The 16,191-nt window shown below is 68.7% G+C and carries 15 protein-coding genes; 7 read left to right on the top strand and 8 right to left on the bottom strand.

The window, feature by feature from the left end; genetic code table 11:
- Window positions 1-123: 123 nt before the first annotated feature.
- The 3 genes from E7T09_RS01550 to E7T09_RS01540 are packed head-to-tail and all read left to right on the top strand — an operon-like array spanning window position 124 to window position 2,949.
- On the top strand, window positions 124-966 hold the full coding sequence (locus E7T09_RS01550) for a hypothetical protein (protein WP_136387377.1): 843 nt from the start codon (window positions 124-126) through the stop codon (window positions 964-966).
- Window positions 963-1,367 carry a hypothetical protein gene (locus tag E7T09_RS01545; protein ID WP_240741559.1) on the top strand — a complete coding sequence of 135 codons (405 nt, stop codon included), beginning with the start codon at window positions 963-965 and terminating at the stop codon, window positions 1,365-1,367. The genes E7T09_RS01550 and E7T09_RS01545 overlap by 4 nt, the downstream gene beginning before the upstream one ends.
- Before the next feature lie 55 nt (window positions 1,368-1,422).
- Window positions 1,423-2,949 (top strand): HAMP domain-containing protein, encoded by a 1,527-nt coding sequence (locus E7T09_RS01540; RefSeq protein WP_136387375.1) that lies wholly within the window; start codon window positions 1,423-1,425, stop codon window positions 2,947-2,949.
- Between the two features lie 75 nt (window positions 2,950-3,024).
- On the opposite strand, the gene E7T09_RS01535 is transcribed toward E7T09_RS01540, so the two are convergent.
- Window positions 3,025-3,255 carry a PA2169 family four-helix-bundle protein gene (locus tag E7T09_RS01535; RefSeq protein ID WP_240741558.1) on the bottom strand — a complete coding sequence of 77 codons (231 nt, stop codon included), beginning with the start codon at window positions 3,253-3,255 and terminating at the stop codon, window positions 3,025-3,027.
- A gap of 154 nt (window positions 3,256-3,409) precedes the next feature.
- Between E7T09_RS01535 and E7T09_RS01530 the strand changes: the two genes are divergently transcribed.
- Window positions 3,410-4,114 carry a YqjF family protein gene (locus tag E7T09_RS01530; RefSeq protein WP_240741557.1) on the top strand — a complete coding sequence of 235 codons (705 nt, stop codon included), beginning with the start codon at window positions 3,410-3,412 and terminating at the stop codon, window positions 4,112-4,114.
- A 1-nt stretch (window position 4,115) separates the two neighbouring features.
- Here the strand turns inward: E7T09_RS01530 and E7T09_RS01525 are convergent, their stop codons facing one another.
- Entirely contained in the window at window positions 4,116-5,087 is a 972-nt protein-coding gene (locus tag E7T09_RS01525; protein ID WP_136387374.1) for a tetratricopeptide repeat protein, read from the bottom strand.
- A 4-nt stretch (window positions 5,088-5,091) separates the two neighbouring features.
- The gene (locus E7T09_RS01520) at window positions 5,092-7,365 is read right to left on the bottom strand and encodes a bifunctional (p)ppGpp synthetase/guanosine-3',5'-bis(diphosphate) 3'-pyrophosphohydrolase (protein WP_168734727.1); all 2,274 of its coding nucleotides are present in this window, start codon (window positions 7,363-7,365) and stop codon (window positions 5,092-5,094) included.
- 327 nt (window positions 7,366-7,692) lie between these two features.
- Here E7T09_RS01520 and E7T09_RS01515 point away from each other — a divergent pair, with 327 nt between their 5' ends.
- Window positions 7,693-8,637, top strand: a complete 945-nt coding sequence (locus E7T09_RS01515; protein WP_240741556.1) for a nucleoside hydrolase — start codon at window positions 7,693-7,695, stop codon at window positions 8,635-8,637.
- A 25-nt stretch (window positions 8,638-8,662) separates the two neighbouring features.
- A complete protein-coding gene (locus tag E7T09_RS01510; RefSeq protein WP_136387372.1) occupies window positions 8,663-9,541 on the top strand; it encodes an alpha/beta fold hydrolase in 879 nt (292 codons plus the stop codon).
- Between the two features lies 1 nt (window position 9,542).
- Here the strand turns inward: E7T09_RS01510 and E7T09_RS21780 are convergent, their stop codons facing one another.
- The 4 genes from E7T09_RS21780 to E7T09_RS01485 all read right to left on the bottom strand — a co-directional run bounded on the left by E7T09_RS21780 (window position 9,543) and on the right by E7T09_RS01485 (window position 13,980).
- On the bottom strand, window positions 9,543-10,229 hold the full coding sequence (locus tag E7T09_RS21780) for a hypothetical protein (protein ID WP_168734652.1): 687 nt from the start codon (window positions 10,227-10,229) through the stop codon (window positions 9,543-9,545).
- A gap of 24 nt (window positions 10,230-10,253) precedes the next feature.
- A complete protein-coding gene (locus E7T09_RS01495; RefSeq protein WP_205746936.1) occupies window positions 10,254-10,913 on the bottom strand; it encodes an N-acetylmuramoyl-L-alanine amidase in 660 nt (219 codons plus the stop codon).
- Window positions 10,914-11,008: 95 nt separating this feature from the next.
- Window positions 11,009-12,217 carry an acyl-CoA dehydrogenase family protein gene (locus E7T09_RS01490; RefSeq protein WP_136387370.1) on the bottom strand — a complete coding sequence of 403 codons (1,209 nt, stop codon included), beginning with the start codon at window positions 12,215-12,217 and terminating at the stop codon, window positions 11,009-11,011.
- Window positions 12,218-12,309: 92 nt separating this feature from the next.
- Window positions 12,310-13,980, bottom strand: coding sequence for an acyl-CoA carboxylase subunit beta (locus E7T09_RS01485; protein WP_136387369.1), 1,671 nt, complete (start codon window positions 13,978-13,980; stop codon window positions 12,310-12,312).
- Window positions 13,981-14,048: 68 nt separating this feature from the next.
- Between E7T09_RS01485 and E7T09_RS01480 the strand changes: the two genes are divergently transcribed.
- Window positions 14,049-15,401 (top strand): cytochrome P450, encoded by a 1,353-nt coding sequence (locus tag E7T09_RS01480; RefSeq protein ID WP_136387368.1) that lies wholly within the window; start codon window positions 14,049-14,051, stop codon window positions 15,399-15,401.
- Window positions 15,402-15,452: 51 nt separating this feature from the next.
- Here E7T09_RS01480 and sodA read toward each other — a convergent pair whose 3' ends face one another.
- Window positions 15,453-16,076: a superoxide dismutase [Mn] gene (gene sodA / locus E7T09_RS01475; RefSeq protein WP_136387367.1), complete on the bottom strand. Its 624-nt coding sequence runs from the start codon at window positions 16,074-16,076 to the stop codon at window positions 15,453-15,455.
- Between the last annotated feature and the right edge of the window lie 115 nt (window positions 16,077-16,191).

Below are 16,191 nucleotides of genomic sequence, written 5' to 3'. Positions count from 1 at the left end.
CTTTTTGTACACATGTAAGCCGCTGGTAAGAGACTGCGCGGTGTCATGAGGGCGTTCCCCGAGGGTGACTCCGCCTGCCATTCCCGACTTCTCGCTGCCCTGCCCGAGCGACTGGACGCGTTCATGACCCGACCCACACCCACCCACCCGATGACCGCGCCGCTGCCCGTGCCGACGGATCAGGCCGTGTACGTCGGCCTGAGTACCGACCACTACCCCTGGACCGACATCACCATCGACCTCGCCACCCGCCAGGGCCAGGGCCTGAGCGGCGTGTTCGACGCCTCGCAGGAGGGCAGCTGGGCCCGCTTCATCTGGATCCGCGGTGAGCTGCGCGGCGGCTTCACCTGGGGGGGGCAGGAGGTCGCGTGGGTGACGGCCACGCAGGCCCTTCCCAGAGCCCGCGTGACCCTGACCGTTCAGGATCCCCGCGTGGCGCAGCTCGTGTGGTCGAGCCGTGCCCGGCCCACCCAGCCCCTGAGCGGCACGTGGCCCACGCCGCAGGCCACACTGGTACGCGACATGTTCACGGGCATCCTCGTCGGGGCCGGGCACGGCAGTTACTGGGAGGGCGGCCAGCTCATCGCCGGCACGGTGCCGAAGGCCGGCGCGCAGTGCACCACCTGCTCTCCCTACGAGGACGTGAGTGCCGAGCAGCTGGCCGCGTTCTGGCAGGCCCTGCTGGCCGCCGTGAGCCGCGCCGCGCCGCTGGAAAATGCGTGGCGTGAGGTCTGCGCGCGGCTGTGCAGCACCTACGTCTGCCTGGATCCCTTCGCGCAGGAGGTCGTGCTGCGCGGCGGGCACCTGCACCTGGATCCCTCACTGAAGGTGCAGGAATTCCGTCCCGCCCTGCTGGCGGCGCTACGCGCGGCCCTGGCCCGCCTGGGCGTGCGCCTGGGCGACCTTCCGCTCCTGGAATTGCGGGCCCGGCCTGAATGGGCAGCGGCCGGACTGGAGAACCTATGAACCCCCTCACCTGGCCCGACGGTCTCAGCGACGCCACCCCCATGCCCTACCGCGTGTGGAGGGTCATGCACCACGTGGACGGCTCCCGGCCGGCCGGTGAGGTGGCCCGGCTGGCGCACACCACCCTAGCGGACGTGCAGGCCAGCGTGGACGAAGCGCACCGCTGGGTGGGCCAGGCCGTCCGCCGTGAGCAGCAGGTTGGCGACGCCACCGCGCGGGTCGTCACGCAGTGCCTCGCGGCGGCGGTAGGGCCGCTGGCCTCGGTGATGGTGGACGAGGTGCTCGACGACCTCGGACAGCGGGCCACCCTGAGTGCGCTCCTCGCCAGCCTGGCCGCGCAACTCACGCAGGACCGGGCGCAGCTGTTCGCGCGGCAGCTGCGGGAACGGGGCATGGCATGACCGGCACGCCCACCACACTTAGCGCACACGACAGACCACGAGCAGGGGGAGCGGCATGAAGTACACAGTTCTGATCAATCAGGCGGTGGGCGACTCGGCCCGTGAACCCCTGGAACTCCAACTCACCCAGCGGTTCGGCTTGAGCGCCGAGCAGGCCGGTCGTCTGGCTTCCCGGCGCACCGGCCGCCTGATGAAACCCACCAGCCGCGCCCGCGCCGAACTGCTGCTCGGTCTGTTCCAGGCGGTCGGCGCCGACGTGACCCTGGAGTCCGTGCGGGACGAGACGAGCGTCCTCGACGAATCCTTCCAGGGCGTGCCGGACCACTCGCCGTTCCACGTGGCGACGCCGGCCCTGGACGACGCCCTGCTTGCCCCGACCCGCCGTCCCCTGGCCCCGGAGCCCTTCGGGGGGTCAATGCCCGCGTGGCCCAGCGCGCCGGTCACCGCCGAACCCCTGAATCCGCTGCTCTCGACACCCGCCTTCGGGGTCGAACCCGTGCACTCGGCGGCGGATCTGGGCTTTCCCTCATTCGCGGACGTGCATCCGGCGCCAACGGGCTCTGCCGGGGCCATGCACGCCACGACGGCCGAGGTGCTCACGCTGGAACCCGGCACCTTCGGCCGCCTCACCGCCCCGGCACCGAGCGCGCTGGGCGGCGTCGCGGCCCCCACGCCCGAGGTGGACGTGTGGTCGGACTTCACTGGGGCGCTGACCATGCACGAACCCGCGAGTGTGCCCGACGTGAAGGCCGAGGAGGTCGTCCCTGTCATGATGCCAGTCGCTGCCGACGACCGGGCGGCCGCGCGGGGAGCCCGCGTGCCGCTGTCGCGGCGGCTGCTGCTGGCCACGCTGCTGCCACTCGTGCTGGCCGCAGCCGTGACTCTGCTGCTCCTGAGCGCCCTGCTGCCCAGATTGCAGAGTCAGGTAGTGCAGGATCAGGCCCGCACTCTCGCGGCCACCCTGGGCACCACGCTGACCACGGGCAGCGAGAGCCTCGCGTACATGCAGCTGGACACGGTGCTGAAAGACCCCAACGTGGCCTTCGTTCGGATCGAGAAACCCGGCGGCGTGACCTACCTGCGCTCCAAGGACCTCAAGGTGAACGACACATGGAACAAGAGCGTCGCCACCTGGACGACCGGGCACCCCAACGGCGGGGTCATGCGGCTGGGCGGAGGCACGTACGTCGTGACCCGCCTGTCCGTGGTCGGGAATGCCATCGGGCAGCCCACGGCCATGCCGGTCGGCGCCGAGAAGGGCGAGCTGATCCACCGGGTCACGGTCGGTCTGAAGAACGACGTGTTCAGCGCCAACCTCCGCAACACCATCCTGCTGGTGATCGTGACCTCCCTGTTCAGCTTGGCGATCGCGTCCTACCTGGCAAACCGTGCGGCGCGGGCCATCGTGCAGCCCATCGAGCAGCTCGTGAAATCGGCCGACGCGATCAGCATGGGCGACCTGTCGCGCTCGGTGTCGCTGGAACGCAACGACGAGATTGGCGACCTGTCGCAGGCCCTGGAACGCATGCGCCTGAGCCTGGAATCCGCCCTGGAACGCCTGCGCCGTCGTAAGCGCGAATAGCCTGCGAAGAAGCGGCGGCCGGGAACATCTCCTCCCGGCCGCCAGTGCGTTTGGTTCAGCGGATAGGTTACTCGGTCAGTGGGTGTTCATCTCGTGATTGAGGTCGTGGCTGGCCTTGAACATTGCATCCTGCGCCTGAACGAAGGCCCGGAGGTCGGTGGGCCTTTCCGACTCATTCAGGACGTCCTGGTAGTTCTGGAAGACAGCGTCCTCTCCGCGCTCGGTCTCAGACACGACCATCCGACCCTCGCGACCATTCACGGCGTCACGGACGTTCAGCCAGGTGCGGTGAACCGCGGCCCCCACACTGCCATCCTCGCGTGGCGCGCCGCCCAGGGCGGTAATCCTCGTTTCATCGTGTACGACCCGACCTCAACCGCGTTCACGAAAGGTTGACCTGAACGTCATACCGTCGGCGCGCTGCCCGTATGCCCTTCGGGGCTGCCCGTACCCTTGAGCCATGAGCGACCGGCGACCGTGGGTGCTGCGCATGACGTGGCACGATCTTTGCTTCATGCACTGGCCGGTTCCGCCCGAGCACCTGGCTCCCACCCTGCCCAGGGGCCTGGAACTCGACACGCGGAACGGACTGGCGTGGCTGGGCGTGGTGCCCTTCACCATGACGGGCGTATCGCCACGTGGCGTGCCGGATGTGCCGGGCGTGAGCACTTTCCCGGAACTGAACCTCCGGACGTACGTGACGGCGGGAGGCATCGGGGGCGTGTGGTTCTACTCGCTGGACGCTGCCAGTCCGCTGGCCGTGCGGCTGGCCCGCGCCCTGTTCCACCTGCCGTACTTCGACGCGCGAATGTGGGCCTCCCACGAGCAGGGCGTGACCCGGTACGCCAGCCTCCGCACGCACCGGGGAGCGCCGCCCGGCCGCTTCGCCGGAGCATACCGGCCGGTGGGCGAGCCAATTACCGCCCTTCCAGGCAGCCTGGAGGACTGGCTGACCAACCGCCTGTACCTGTACTCGGCGGATCCGGCCGGGCGGGTCTACCGGGGGCGGATTCACCACCAGGCGTGGCCGCTGCGCCGCGCGGAGGCCGTCATCCGGGAGAACACCCTGACCGACCCGCTGAACGTGACCCTGGCGGGTGAGCCGCACCTGCTGCACGCCGAGACGCTGGACGTCAGGGCAGACTGGGTCGAGCGGGTGCGGTGACCTACCCGTCCAGGTTCAGCGCGAACGCTTCGTTCAGGCCCGCATGCGCGGTCTCCAGCGCCACCTGCGGCGCGTAACCCAGGGCCAGCACCGCCCGGTAGGTGCGGACGGCCAGTTCGCGGTCGCCCAGGGCGTCACGCACCTGCCCCAGCCGGGCCAGGGTCAGGCCGCTCAGGCTGCGCGGCTGGTCGTCCGTGAGGCCGTGCGCGGCGCGTTCCAGCAGGTCACGTGACGTCTGGAGATCCCCCACCGCGAGGTAGATACTGGCGGAGGCGGCGTCCAGTTCCGCACGTGGGGTGATCCGGTCGCCGCTCTCGCGGGCCAGGGCGGCCAGCAGGGCGTTCAGATCATCGTCCTCGGCGAGCCTCCACGCGCGGTCTGCGAGCGCCCGCAGGCGGCTGGTCTCGCCGGGCATGAACGCGGAGACGTCCGGCAGGGAGGCATCCGGCAGCAGCGGCAGCAGGCCGGGCACGTCGTCCAGGGGAAGCAGCGCCACGCCCTGCTCGCTGGCCAGGGTCTCGGCCAGGGTGGCCAGACGGCGCTCGCGCCAGCGCGTTCCCGGGCCTTCGTCCAACGCCGCGCGGATCTGCCCGTGGTACTCCCTTGCGGCAGCCATCGTCTCTGCGGCCAGAAGAGTGGCGGCGGTCATGGGCGCCGTCAGCCGCTCGGCGAACGCGTGCTCCGCCCGGCCCGCATCCCGCCACCGCTCGCGGCCCTGCGGGTACTGGTTCAGGAACGCCTGCAACTGCGCGTGTTCCGCATCCGCCCACGCCCAGTCGACCATGAAGCCCTCCCGAATACTGACGCCCGCCGCGGGCAGCGCGTCGCGCAGGGGATGGTCCGGATCGTCGGAGGTCGCCCACAGCACCTCGCGCGCACCCAGGAACGCCAGCAGTTCGACGACGGTGCCTGCGTTGTACTGCGGGTGCACCCTGAGCAGGTCGCCCAGATCCGGCAGCAGGGTCAGAGACATGGCATCACGCGCTGCTCCCGCTGCGGGCACGGCCATCTCGGCCCAGGCGCACCATGTCCGTCACGCCCTCCACCCGCAGCAGGGCCGTGCGGACGGTGGCGAGATCGGCGTTGCCGGTCACGGCGAGGCGCAGCAGGATATGCGCCACGTGGTCCACGCCCACCTTTGCCTCGACCTTCAGTGGACTGCGTTTCTGGCTGCTGAGCACGCCCAGCACGTCGGCCAGCAGGCCGGAGCGGTCCGGGCCGATCACGTCCACGTCGACCAGGGTGCTGCCGGGCGTCTCGGCGTCCCAGGACGCGGCCACGCAGCGTTCCGGTTCATCCTTGAGCAGTCGGATCATGTTCGGGCAATCGATGCGGTGCACGCTCACGCCCCGGCCACGCGTCAGGTAGCCCATGATCTGGTCGCCACGGATGGGCGAGCAGCAGTTGCTGAGTTTGGTGGTGGTGGTGAAGCCCTCGACGTACACGCCGCCGGTATCGGGCGTGGGGCGCGGTTTCGCGGCGCGTTTGGCCGGCGCGGTGCCCTGCTCGCTGGCCAGACTGGGCGACAGCACCCGGCCGACCGTGGCGGGCATGATCTTCCCGGCGCTCAGCGCGAAATACAGGTCGTCGGGATTGCGGGTGCCCAGGAGTTTCTGGGCCGCTTCCTCCAGCAGCTTGGTGCGCATGAGCTGCCGCACCGGCAGCTGACGCTTGCGCAGGTGCCGTTCCAGCAGGTCGTGGCCCTTCTTGAGCGCCTCGGCGCGTTCCTGCGTGCGGAAGTGATGCCGGATCTTCGTGCGGGCGCTGCGGGTGACCGTGAAGTTCAGCCAGTCCTTGCTGGGGTGCCCGTTCTTGCTGGTCACGATCTCGACCATGTCGCCGTTGCCCAGCCGGTACGACAGTGGCACGATGCTGCCGTTCACGCGCGCCCCGATGGTCGTCTCGCCGATACGCGAATGGATGTGGTACGCGAAATCGACCGGCGTGCTGCCCAGCGGCAGGCTGATGGCCATGCCCTTGGGCGTGAAGACCCGCACGCGCTGCGAGAGGATATCGGACTTCACGGCGTCCATGTAGTCCGAGGCGTCGTTGATCTCGTTCTGGAGTTCCCGGAGCTGCGCGATCCAGTTCTCACGGTCCTTCTGAGCCAGTTGCGAGCCCTGCTTGTACATCCAGTGCGCGGCGATGCCGTACTCGGCGACCTCGTGCATACGCCGCGAGCGGATCTGCACCTCGATCGGCTGCCCGCTCTGCGAGATCACGGTGGTGTGTAGCGACTGGTAGCCGTTGGGTTTGGGCACGGCGATGTAGTCCTTGAAGCGGCCTGGAAGCGGCGTCCAGGCCGAGTGCACGATGCTGACCGTGTGGTAGCAGATGCGCTTCTCGCGCGTCTCGATGGCCCGCTCGCGGCGTTTCTCGTCGGTGCCCGGCGGCACGATCAGGTCTTTGGGGGTCAGGATCACGCGGATGGCCAGCAGGTCGAAGATCTGCTCCAGGCCCTTGCCCTCGCGCTGCATTTTCGTGTGGATGCTCCACAGGTGCTTGCTGCGTCCTGCGATGTCGATGTCCAGCACCCACTCCGGCAGCTCCAGGTCGTCCAGCAGCGCTTCGTTCAGTTGCTCGACCGCCTGTTCGATCAGGGTCTGCCGCTCGTCCTGCCGGGTGCGCAGCCGCTTGAGGAGTTCCTCGTACTCGTCCGGGTACAGGTACTGGAAACTCAGGTCTTCCAGTTCCCACTTGATCTGCCCGATCCCCAGGCGGTGCGCGAGCGGCGCGAAGACCTCCATCGTCTCCCGCGCGATCCGCACCTGCTTTTCGGGTTTCATGGCGCCCAGCGTCCGCATGTTGTGCAGCCGATCCGCGAGCTTCACCACGATGATGCGGATGTCGTCGGTCATGGCGATCAGCATCTGGCGCAGGTTCTCGGCCTGCAGGTCGCGTCCGGCGTCGCTGACCTCGGCCGCCTGCGAGCCCTGCTTGGAGAGCTTGCTGACCTTCGTCTCGCCCTCCACGATGCGGCGCACGTCCGGCCCGAAATGTTCCTCGATGCCCTCGAAGGTGACGTCCTCGACGTCCTCGACCGTGTCGTGGAGCAGTCCGGCCATGATCGAATCGGTGTCCATGCCGAGCTGGGCCAGCACCACCGCGACCGCGACCGGGTGCGTGATGTACGGCTCACCGCTGCGGCGTTTCACGCCGTGGTGGGCGTGCTTCGCGAATTCGTAGGCACGCTCGATGCCGCTTCGCTCGACCTCCGGCCGATCCGCCGTCAGGCGTCTGAGTTCCTTCATCCCCTCTCGGCCATGCACGACGCAGAGCATAGCGCGCCACCCGCGCGGCGTTCCGGGGCACGTCTCACCGTGCGGCGCCGGAAAACACCCACCCGGTCAGGGTGGGCAAGAAGGAGTTAGTCGTTGCAGCCGTTAGCGCCGGTCACGCACGCGCACGGGGATGGGAACCAGCCGCGGTTCGGGAGTTCCCTGGAGGGCCTCCCGGAGCCAGTCAATGAATTCGCGCAGGCCCTTCATAGCAAAAGTGTACGCCTGGAATCCTGACAGAGATGGCACCAATCTTACGCTGGGTTCATCAATCGGCCCGTGCCTGCCACAATGACCGCCATGCCCCATCCAGACGCCCCGCTGCCGGTCATTCTGGACGGCGATCCCGGCCATGACGATGTCGTGAACTTCCTGCTGGCGCTGGCCAGCCCCGAACTGCAGGTGCTGGGCATCACCAGCGTGTTCGGGAACGTGGGCCTGGATCGCACCACCCAGAACGCGCTGATCACGCGGGAACTGAGCCGCAAGGACGTGCCCGTGTACGCCGGGGCTGACCGGCCCCTCGTGCAGGCCCGCATCAGCGCCGAGGCGGTGCACGGCGCGAGCGGTATGGACGGCCCACATCTGCCCGCGCCCACCAGGGGCACCGAGGATGGACACGCCGTGGAGTTCATCATCCGCACCGTCCGAACGCACCCGCAGCCAGTCACGCTGGTGCCCACCGGCCCCCTGACGAACATCGCGCTGGCCCTGCGGCTCGCGCCGGACATCGCCGGGAAGATCGCGCGGATCGTGTGGATGGGCGGGAGCACCGACACGGGCAACTGGACGCCCGCCGCCGAGTTCAACGCCCTGGCCGACCCGCACGCGGCGCACATCGTCTTTACCAGCGGCGTGCCCCTCACCATGATCGGCCTGAACGCCAGCCATCAGGCCATCGCGAACCCGGCACGCGTCCAGGCGTTCCGCGATCTGGGCACGCCGGTCGGCGCCTTCGTGGCAGACCTGCTGGCCTTCTTCGCCGATCACCACCTGGAACGCTACGGCTGGGACGGCGGCGCGCTACACGATCCGCTGACCGTGGCGTGGCTGCTGCGCCCCGAGCTGTTCGAGACCCGGCCCATGCACGTCGAGATCGACCTGACGGACGGCCCCAGCGCGGGCCGCACCGTGGCAGACGTGTGGAACGTGACCGGACACGCCCCGAACGCCGACGTGATGACCCAGGTGGATGCCGACGGCTTCTTCGCGCTGCTGGTGGAGCGGATCGGGGCGTACCGCTGACCGCAAGGGGCAGTAGCCTGCGCCCATGCCCTCCACCGAATTCCGGCTGCTGGATCTTCCCGACACCCGCCTGTACGCCCGCATCGTGGGCGACGCCTCCCGGCCGCCGCTGATCGTGCTGCACGGTGGCCCTGGCCTGGATCACACGGAGTTCGGCACGTACCTGGATGGCTTGGCGGACACGGTGCAACTCGTGATCCTCGACCAGCGCGCCCAGGGACAGAGCGACCGGGACGTGCCGCAGGCCACGTGGACGCTCGCTCAGATGGCGGCGGATGTGTCCAGCGTGGCCCGGGCCCTGAACGCCGGGAGGTACGCGTTGCTCGGCCATTCGTACGGGGCCTTCGTCGCCCTGCAACACGCCGCCGATTTCCCCGGCGCGGCGGCAGCCACGATCGCGTGCTGCGGTGTGGGCTCGGCCCGCTGGCTGGAGAGCATTCCCACGAAACTGGAGACCTTCGAGCCGCTGGCGCTGCGCGAACAGGTGCGCGCCTCCTGGGCCGATGAGGCGAATGTCCGTACGGAAGCGGACTTCGCCCGCCTGATGCACGAACAGATGCCCTGGCACTTCGGTGATCCCCTCGACCCCCGGATTGCGGAGTACGAGGCCCACGTGGAGGCCATGCACCCGCGTTACGCTCCGGACGTGCTGCGCCAGTTCAGCGTGGCCGGATACGGCGGGATCGAGGTCGAGGATCGCCTGGGCGCGGTCACCCAGCCGCTGCTGGCGCTCGCCGGACGGCACGACCGCACGTGCCCACCCGAAGCGAGCGAACTCGTGGCCGGCCGCGCACCCGCCGGCGAAGTCCACGTGTTCGAACACAGCGGTCATATGCCCTTCGTGGAGCAGCCAGACGAGTTCCTGAGCGTCGTGCGGGACTTTTTGCGGCGGGCACTGGATTAATTCAGGGCAGGGCCCGAACCCGTCGTGCGAGTTCTGTAGGGATTGGATGCCGCGCCCCGGGCAGCGCAGCGAGTTCCGTCTGCGGCTCGCCCTCCAGGTGCGCCAGGAGCACAGCACCCAGACGGAAGCGCCCCCGCGCGAAGGCCCGCCCATCGAGGCCTGGCTGCAATCCCGCCGCCGCCTCGTCGAGCAGGTGCAGCGCGCCCGTCAACAGATCCCGACCCGCCTCACCAGCCGGTAGGGCGACCGCCAGAACGTTAACTGCTCCGGCGGGCAGCTGGCCCACCTTGTCGGCCAGCACCCGCGCCAGCCGCACCGGCAATGGACTTCCAATACCCTCTCTGGCCGGGCGCAGGCGGGCGACCTCCACGTAGAACGCCCCCGTGCCGTCCGGCGCGGCCACCCGGAAATCCGGCCCGCGCCCGCCTGTCGCCGCGAGCGGTTCGTACTCCAGCGTCCAGCGCCGTTCGCGCAGCAGCCACGCGGCCACGGCGAGTTCGGCGGCCACATCGGCCAGCTCCTCCATTCCACTGGCCTGCCGGACTTTGCGGCGCACCTTGCTCAGGTTCGCCTCCACGAACGGCCCAAACGCCCGCGACCCCGCCAGCCACGCGCGCAGGCGAACCGCGAGCGGGTGATCGTCCGATCCGCATACGTCCAGCACCAGGGCGTCCAGGCGGCTTCCCATCCTGCGGCAACGATACCCCAGCGCTCACGGGGTTGATTTCAGCATGACCCCCTGCCCGGCGAGGTTCGCCCGCAGGGCCGCCATGAACGCCGCCCCCGGATCGGTCTTGCGCGTGAAGTACCCCGCCTGCTTTTCCTCCCACAGGGCCGATCCTTTGAAGCGGCCGTACTCGAAATGCCCGATCAGATACTCTAGGGCGTACTCGCCGTTCAGAGACGCGACCAGCCGCGCATCCGCCCGGAGTTGCGCGGCGGTCAGGTTGTTCGAACCCACGTTTTCAATGCCGATGGCGGAGCGGTTCAGACCGATCACATGCCGCGCCAGCAGCGTGTCATCAATCAGGCGGTAGATGGTGCCGTCCCGATCCACCAGGTAGTGCGCGCCCACGTTCAGCGCCCCACCGCTGCGGATGTCCGCCCGGCCCATGAGCGTGTCGGGCGTGAGTTCCGCGAGCGCCGCCGCCAGCGTAGGCGAGGCCGTCCAGTGAATCACGACCATGACGGGCTTGATGCGGATCGACGTGGCCTGCGGGTCATAGTGCTGCCGGATATACGCCAGGGTCAGGCGCGTCCGCTCCGCGCTGAAGTGGATGAGATAGCGGTCATCGATGACCGGGGCCGACGCCGCACGGGCGAGGCCGCTTCCCAGAAGCATCAGCGCCAACACCACGAACTTGAGACTCACACCTCAGTCTCCGCTGCGGAGGTCACCCGCGCATGAAGGCGTGGATGACCTCCGCAGCAGGTCGGAACAGCCCAGGAAGTTAGGACTACCCTCGCTCAGTCCGCGAAGCGCCTGAGCACATCCCGGCTGATCACGAGGCGCTGCACCTCGTCGGTGCCCTCGCCGATCCGTGTCAGGCGGTTGTCGCGCCAGTAGCGTTCCACGGGGTATTCCTTGATGTAGCCGTAGCCACCGAGCATCTGGATGGCCTCGTCGCAGGCTTCGACGCCCACCGTGGTGGCGTACAGCTTGGCGCGGGCGACGGGCACGGTGAAGGGCATGCCGGCGTCCTTGAGGTCGGCGGCCTTGCGGATCAGCAGCCGCGCAGCTTCCAGCTTCATGTCCATGTCCGCGAGGCGGAAGCTGATGTCTTGGTTGTGGGCGATGGGCTTGCCGAACTGCTGGCGTTCCAGGGTGTAGCGGGTGGCGTACTCGAAGGCGGCGCGGCCCAGGCCGAGGCCCATGGCGGCGATGCCGACGCGGCCACCGTCGAGCACCTTCATGACGTCCTTGAAGGCGTTGCCACGCTCGCCGAGCAGGGCATCAGCGGGCAGGTGGATGTCCTCGAAGATCAGTTGCGCGGTGTCGCTGCTGCGCAGGCCGAGCTTGTCTTCCTTGCGGCCAATCGAGAAGCCCTGCACCTCGTCGCGGTTGAACACGAAGGCGCTGATGCCGTCGTTCTTGCCCTTTCCGTCGCGGGCGGGGTCGGTGCGGGCCAGGACGACGTAGGTGCCGCCCACGCTGCCCTGGGTGATGAAGTTCTTGCTGCCGTTCAGCACCCAGCTGCCGTCCGCCTGCTGGGCGGCGCGGGACTGCATGCCGCCGCTGTCGCTGCCGCTGCCGGGTTCCGTGAGGCCCCACGCACCGAGTTTCTTCGCGCTGGCGAGATCCGGCAGGAACTTCCGCTTCTGCTCCTCGGTGCCGCCGATCAGGATGTGGCCCTGGCACAGGCTGTTGTGGCTGGCGACCGTCAGGCACAGGCTGCCGTCCACCGCTGCCACCTCCTCGATGATCAGGGCGAAGGTCGCGGTGTCCAGGCCCGAGCCGCCGTATTCCTCGGGCGTCTGCGCGCCCATGATGCCCATCTCGCCCAGTTCCCGGACGATCTGCATGGGAAATTCGCTGGTCTGGTCACGTTCGGCGGCGCCGGGCTCCACCTTGTTCTTCAGGAAGCTCTTCAGGGCGCTGATGATCGTGCGCTGGTCGTCGTTCATGGGCTGCGTATTGGGATTGCTGGCGTCGGGGCGGTTCAGGGTGCTGGTCATGGAAACTCCTGGGAAATGTCAATTCGTCGAACGGGCCGACGGGAGGGCGAACGGGGGTGCGGTAGGTCAGACGGTCGGGTGCCTGGACGGCCTCACACCTGAAAGACGCCGACCCGGAACTCCTCCTGGGTCGGGTTCTGGGCGCAGGCGTCGAGGGCACGGATCAGGCGCGCGCGGGTGTCGTTCGGTTCGATGATCTCGTCCACCCACAGGCGGGCGGCCGCGTAGCGGGGGTCGAGTTCGGTGTCGTACTTGGCCTTCACCTCGTCGTAGAGGCGCAGGAGATCCTCGTCGTCGGGCTCGGTTCCGCTGCGTTTCAGGGCGGCGAGCTGGATGTCGAGCAGGGTCTTGGCGGCGGCGTTGCCGCTCATGACGGCGTACTTGGCGCTGGGCCACGCGAACAGGAAGCGTGGGGCGTAGGCCTTGCCGTTCATGGCGTAATTCCCGGCCCCGAAACTGCCGCCGGTGATGATCGTGATCTTGGGCACGACGCTGTTGGACACAGCATTCACGAGTTTCGCGCCGCGCCGGATGATGCCCTCCTGTTCGCTGTCGCGGCCGACCATAAAGCCGGTCACGTCGCTCAGGAACACCAGCGGCACGCCCGCCTGGTTGGCGTCCATGATGAATCGGGCGGCCTTGTCGGCGCTGTCGCCGTAGATGACGCCGCCGACCTCGATGCGGGTGCGCAGGCCGGGTTCGCCGCCCGCCTTGAGTTTCTTGCGGATGACGGTGCGCTGGTTGGCGACGAAGGCCACCGGATAGCCGCCCACGCGGGCAAAGCCACAGACGATGGTCTCGCCGTACTCGGGTTTGAACTCGTGGAATTCTCCACCGTCGACCAGCGCGGTGATGAGGTCGCGCGCGTCGTAGGTCTGGCTGCCGTAGAAGCCCACGAGATCGGTCAGGTCGCGTTCCGGGGCGGACTCGGCGGCTTTGCGGCGGCGCGCGAAGGGCGCGAGGTCGCCCTGCGCGTACAGGTCAGCCAGCGCGCGAAGACGGCGCAGGGCGTGCTCGTCGTCCGGTTCCCGGTAGTCGACGGTGCCGGCGATGCTGGCGTGCATCCCCGCTCCCCCCAGGTCTTCCGAGTCCACGACCTGTCCGATGGCGGCCCTCACCAGGGCGGGGCCGGCGAGGTACAGACCCGAGCCCTCGGTCATGATCAGCGTGTCGCACATGACGGGCAGATACGCGCCGCCTGCGACGCAGTTACCCATGATCGCGGCGATCTGGGGAATCCCTCTGGCGCTCATGCGGGCGTTGAGGTAAAAGACGCGGCCGAAGTCGTCTTGGTCGGGGAAAATCTCGTCCTGCATGGGCAGGTACACGCCCGCGCTGTCAACGAGGTACACCACCGGCAGGTGATTCTCCAGGGCGATGGTCTGCGCCCGGATCACCTTCTTGGCGGTGATCGGGAAGAACGCCCCGGCCTTCACGGTGGCGTCGTTGGCGATCACCATCCACGGGCGACCTCCGATCTGGCCGATGCCGGTGATGGTGCCGCCCGACGGGCACCCGCCGACGTCCTGGTACATCTCCCAGCCGGCGAAGGTCATCAGTTCGTCGAAGGGCGTGCCGTCGTCGATGAGCTGCCGGATGCGTTCGCGGGCGGTCAGGCGGTTCTTGTCGTGCTGGCGCTGCTGCGCTCTGGATCCGCCGCCAGCATGGACGGCAGCCCGGTCGGCGGCGAGGCGGGCCAGGGCGGCCGACCAGGCGGATGGAGAGACGGGCACCGGGGCGGTGCTGGAGTCGGGCTGGGTCATTGTTCCCAGGAGTCTAACAAACGGTCGTTAGGTTGTGCTGAGGGTTACCAGAGTGCACCATGCTGATCATGCGTCCCACTCCGCCTGCCCGGCCTCCCGGCCCGCGCACCCGCTCGCCGCTGGGGCAGGCGAGCGCCCTGCGCGCCGATCCCCTGGGCTACATGCGGCACCTGCGCACCGCGTACGGCGACGTGCTGACCCTGCGGATCGGGCCACGCGACGTGCTGATGGTCTGCGACCCGGCCGCCGCCCGCGAGGTACTCGTCGAAAAGGCCAGCTCGTTCCGCAAGGGCCGTGGCATCCAGAAGATGCAGGACTTCCTGGGCTCCGGCCTGTTGACCGCCGAGGGGCAGGAGTGGCGCACGCACCGCCGCCTGATGCAGCCCGCGTTTCACCGCTCTGCCCTGAGTGGCATGGCAAGCTCCATCGTGGAGGCCACACAGCCCACGATCGGGCGCCTGCACCAGTCCGCCGACCGCGGTCAGCCGGTTGAGGTCGGGGGCGAGATGCTGCGTGTGACCCTGCGCGCCATCGCGGCCGTCCTGTTCGGCACGGGTCTGAGCGACGCCGAGCTCGCGGTGGTGGAACGCGAACTCCCCCCGCTGCTGGACCGCACCACGCAGCGCGTGAGGGCATTCATAGATGTCCCGACCGAGTGGCCCACGCCCGCGAACCGCCGGGCCCAGGCATCCGGCGCAGCGCTCGACCGGATCGTGGCCCGCATCATCGCGCAGCGCCGCGCGGCCCCGGAGCCCGGACACGACCTGCTGGGCCTGCTGCTCTCGGCCCGCGACGAGGACGGCCAGGGCGGCCTGAACGACCGTGAGATCCGCGACGAGGTCATGACCCTGTTCCTGGCAGGCCACGAGACGACCGCGACCCTGCTGACCTTTCTGCTGCTGGAGTTCGCCCGCCACCCGGACGTGCAGGAGCGGGCACGGGCCGAGGTGCGCGCCGTGCTGGGCGGGCGCGACCCGGACGCGGCGGATGCCCCGGCCCTCCCCTATCTGAACGCCTGCATTCAGGAAGCGCTGCGCCTGTATCCGCCCGCGTGGATCGTGCCGCGTCAGGCGACGGAGCCGGTCACGGTGGCCGGCTATTCCCTGCCTGCGGGCGCCAGCGTCTCGGTCAACATCTTCCTGATGCAGCGCAGTCCGCTGGCCTGGCGGCGTCCGGACAACTTCGACCCGGAACGCTGGCTGAACGGCACCCGCACGCCCGACGCCTTCATGCCCTTCGGGGCGGGGGCCCGCATGTGTATCGGCAACCATCTCGCGCTGCTGGAAGCCACGCTGATGTCGGCGCTGCTGCTGCGCGACCTGAGCTTCGACGTGCCGGACGGCGGCCCCACGGGCCTGAGCCCCAGCGTGACCCTGAAGGCCGACGGCCCGGTGATCGCGCACGTCACCCGCGTGGATTGACCCGGCCAACGACAAACCCCCGGCCGCAACCGGGGGTCACCCACTCCAGGGTTACTTCGCGGCGTCGTAGCGCTTCTGGACTTCTGCCCAGTTCACGACGTTCCAGAAGGCCTTGAGGTAATCCGGGCGCTTGTTCTGGTAGTTCAGATAGTACGCGTGCTCCCACACGTCCACGCCCAGGATTGGGGTGCCGCTCACGCCGGCCACGGCCTCGCCCATGGTGGGGTTGTCCTGGTTGGCGGTGCTGACCACGGCCAGCTTGCCGTCCTTCACGACCAGCCACGCCCAGCCGCTGCCGAAGCGGGTCTTGGCGGCGTCCTCAAACTTCTCCTTGAAGGCGTCGAAGCTGCCGAAGGCGTCCGTGATGGCCTGGAGCAGGTCACCGCTGGGCTGGCCGCTGCCCTGGGGGCCGAGCACCTGCCAGAACATCGAGTGGTTGACGTGCCCACCGGCATTGTTGCGCAGCACGTTCTTCTTGTCGGCCGGCACCTGATCGAGCTTGGTGATCAGTTCCTCGGCCGGCATGTCGGCCATGTCCGTGCCTTCCAGGGCCTTGTTGGCGTTGTCCACGTAGGTCTGGTGGTGCTTGGTGTGGTGAATCTCCATGGTGCGCGCGTCGATGTGGGGTTCCAGGGCGTCGTAGGCGTAGGGCAGTTTGGGCAGTTCGTAAGCCATGAGCATGCTCCTTTCACGCCGGAAACCGCGTGCCACGGCGACCCGCGTCCCGGCGAAGCGAGTTGTATCTTACGCGCCCCTGATCCGGTGTTTGGACGTCACGGGGCTTTAGGAG

Origin of the sequence: Deinococcus sp. KSM4-11 (assembly GCF_004801415.1) — a bacterium.
Taxonomy (GTDB): Bacteria; Deinococcota; Deinococci; order Deinococcales; family Deinococcaceae; genus Deinococcus.
The sequence above is the reverse complement of the archived record's forward strand: the minus strand, read 5'-3'. Positions and strand labels throughout refer to the sequence as shown.

What these genes read in the sequence shown, in the direction of transcription:
- E7T09_RS01510 (WP_136387372.1), top strand. Translation starts at nt 8,663, where the DNA reads ATGCCCTCCACCGAATTCCGGCTGCTGGATCTTCCCGACACCCGCCTG.
- E7T09_RS01530 (WP_240741557.1), top strand. Translation starts at nt 3,410, where the DNA reads ATGAGCGACCGGCGACCGTGGGTGCTGCGCATGACGTGGCACGATCTT.
- E7T09_RS01520 (WP_168734727.1), bottom strand. Translation starts at nt 7,365, where the DNA reads ATGAAGGAACTCAGACGCCTGACGGCGGATCGGCCGGAGGTCGAGCGA.
- E7T09_RS01515 (WP_240741556.1), top strand. Translation starts at nt 7,693, where the DNA reads ATGCCCCATCCAGACGCCCCGCTGCCGGTCATTCTGGACGGCGATCCC.
- E7T09_RS01490 (WP_136387370.1), bottom strand. Translation starts at nt 12,217, where the DNA reads ATGACCAGCACCCTGAACCGCCCCGACGCCAGCAATCCCAATACGCAG.
- E7T09_RS01485 (WP_136387369.1), bottom strand. Translation starts at nt 13,980, where the DNA reads ATGACCCAGCCCGACTCCAGCACCGCCCCGGTGCCCGTCTCTCCATCC.
- E7T09_RS01545 (WP_240741559.1), top strand. Translation starts at nt 963, where the DNA reads ATGAACCCCCTCACCTGGCCCGACGGTCTCAGCGACGCCACCCCCATG.
- E7T09_RS01550 (WP_136387377.1), top strand. Translation starts at nt 124, where the DNA reads ATGACCCGACCCACACCCACCCACCCGATGACCGCGCCGCTGCCCGTG.
- sodA (WP_136387367.1), bottom strand. Translation starts at nt 16,076, where the DNA reads ATGGCTTACGAACTGCCCAAACTGCCCTACGCCTACGACGCCCTGGAA.
- E7T09_RS01540 (WP_136387375.1), top strand. Translation starts at nt 1,423, where the DNA reads ATGAAGTACACAGTTCTGATCAATCAGGCGGTGGGCGACTCGGCCCGT.
- E7T09_RS01480 (WP_136387368.1), top strand. Translation starts at nt 14,049, where the DNA reads ATGCGTCCCACTCCGCCTGCCCGGCCTCCCGGCCCGCGCACCCGCTCG.
- E7T09_RS21780 (WP_168734652.1), bottom strand. Translation starts at nt 10,229, where the DNA reads ATGGGAAGCCGCCTGGACGCCCTGGTGCTGGACGTATGCGGATCGGAC.
- E7T09_RS01525 (WP_136387374.1), bottom strand. Translation starts at nt 5,087, where the DNA reads ATGTCTCTGACCCTGCTGCCGGATCTGGGCGACCTGCTCAGGGTGCAC.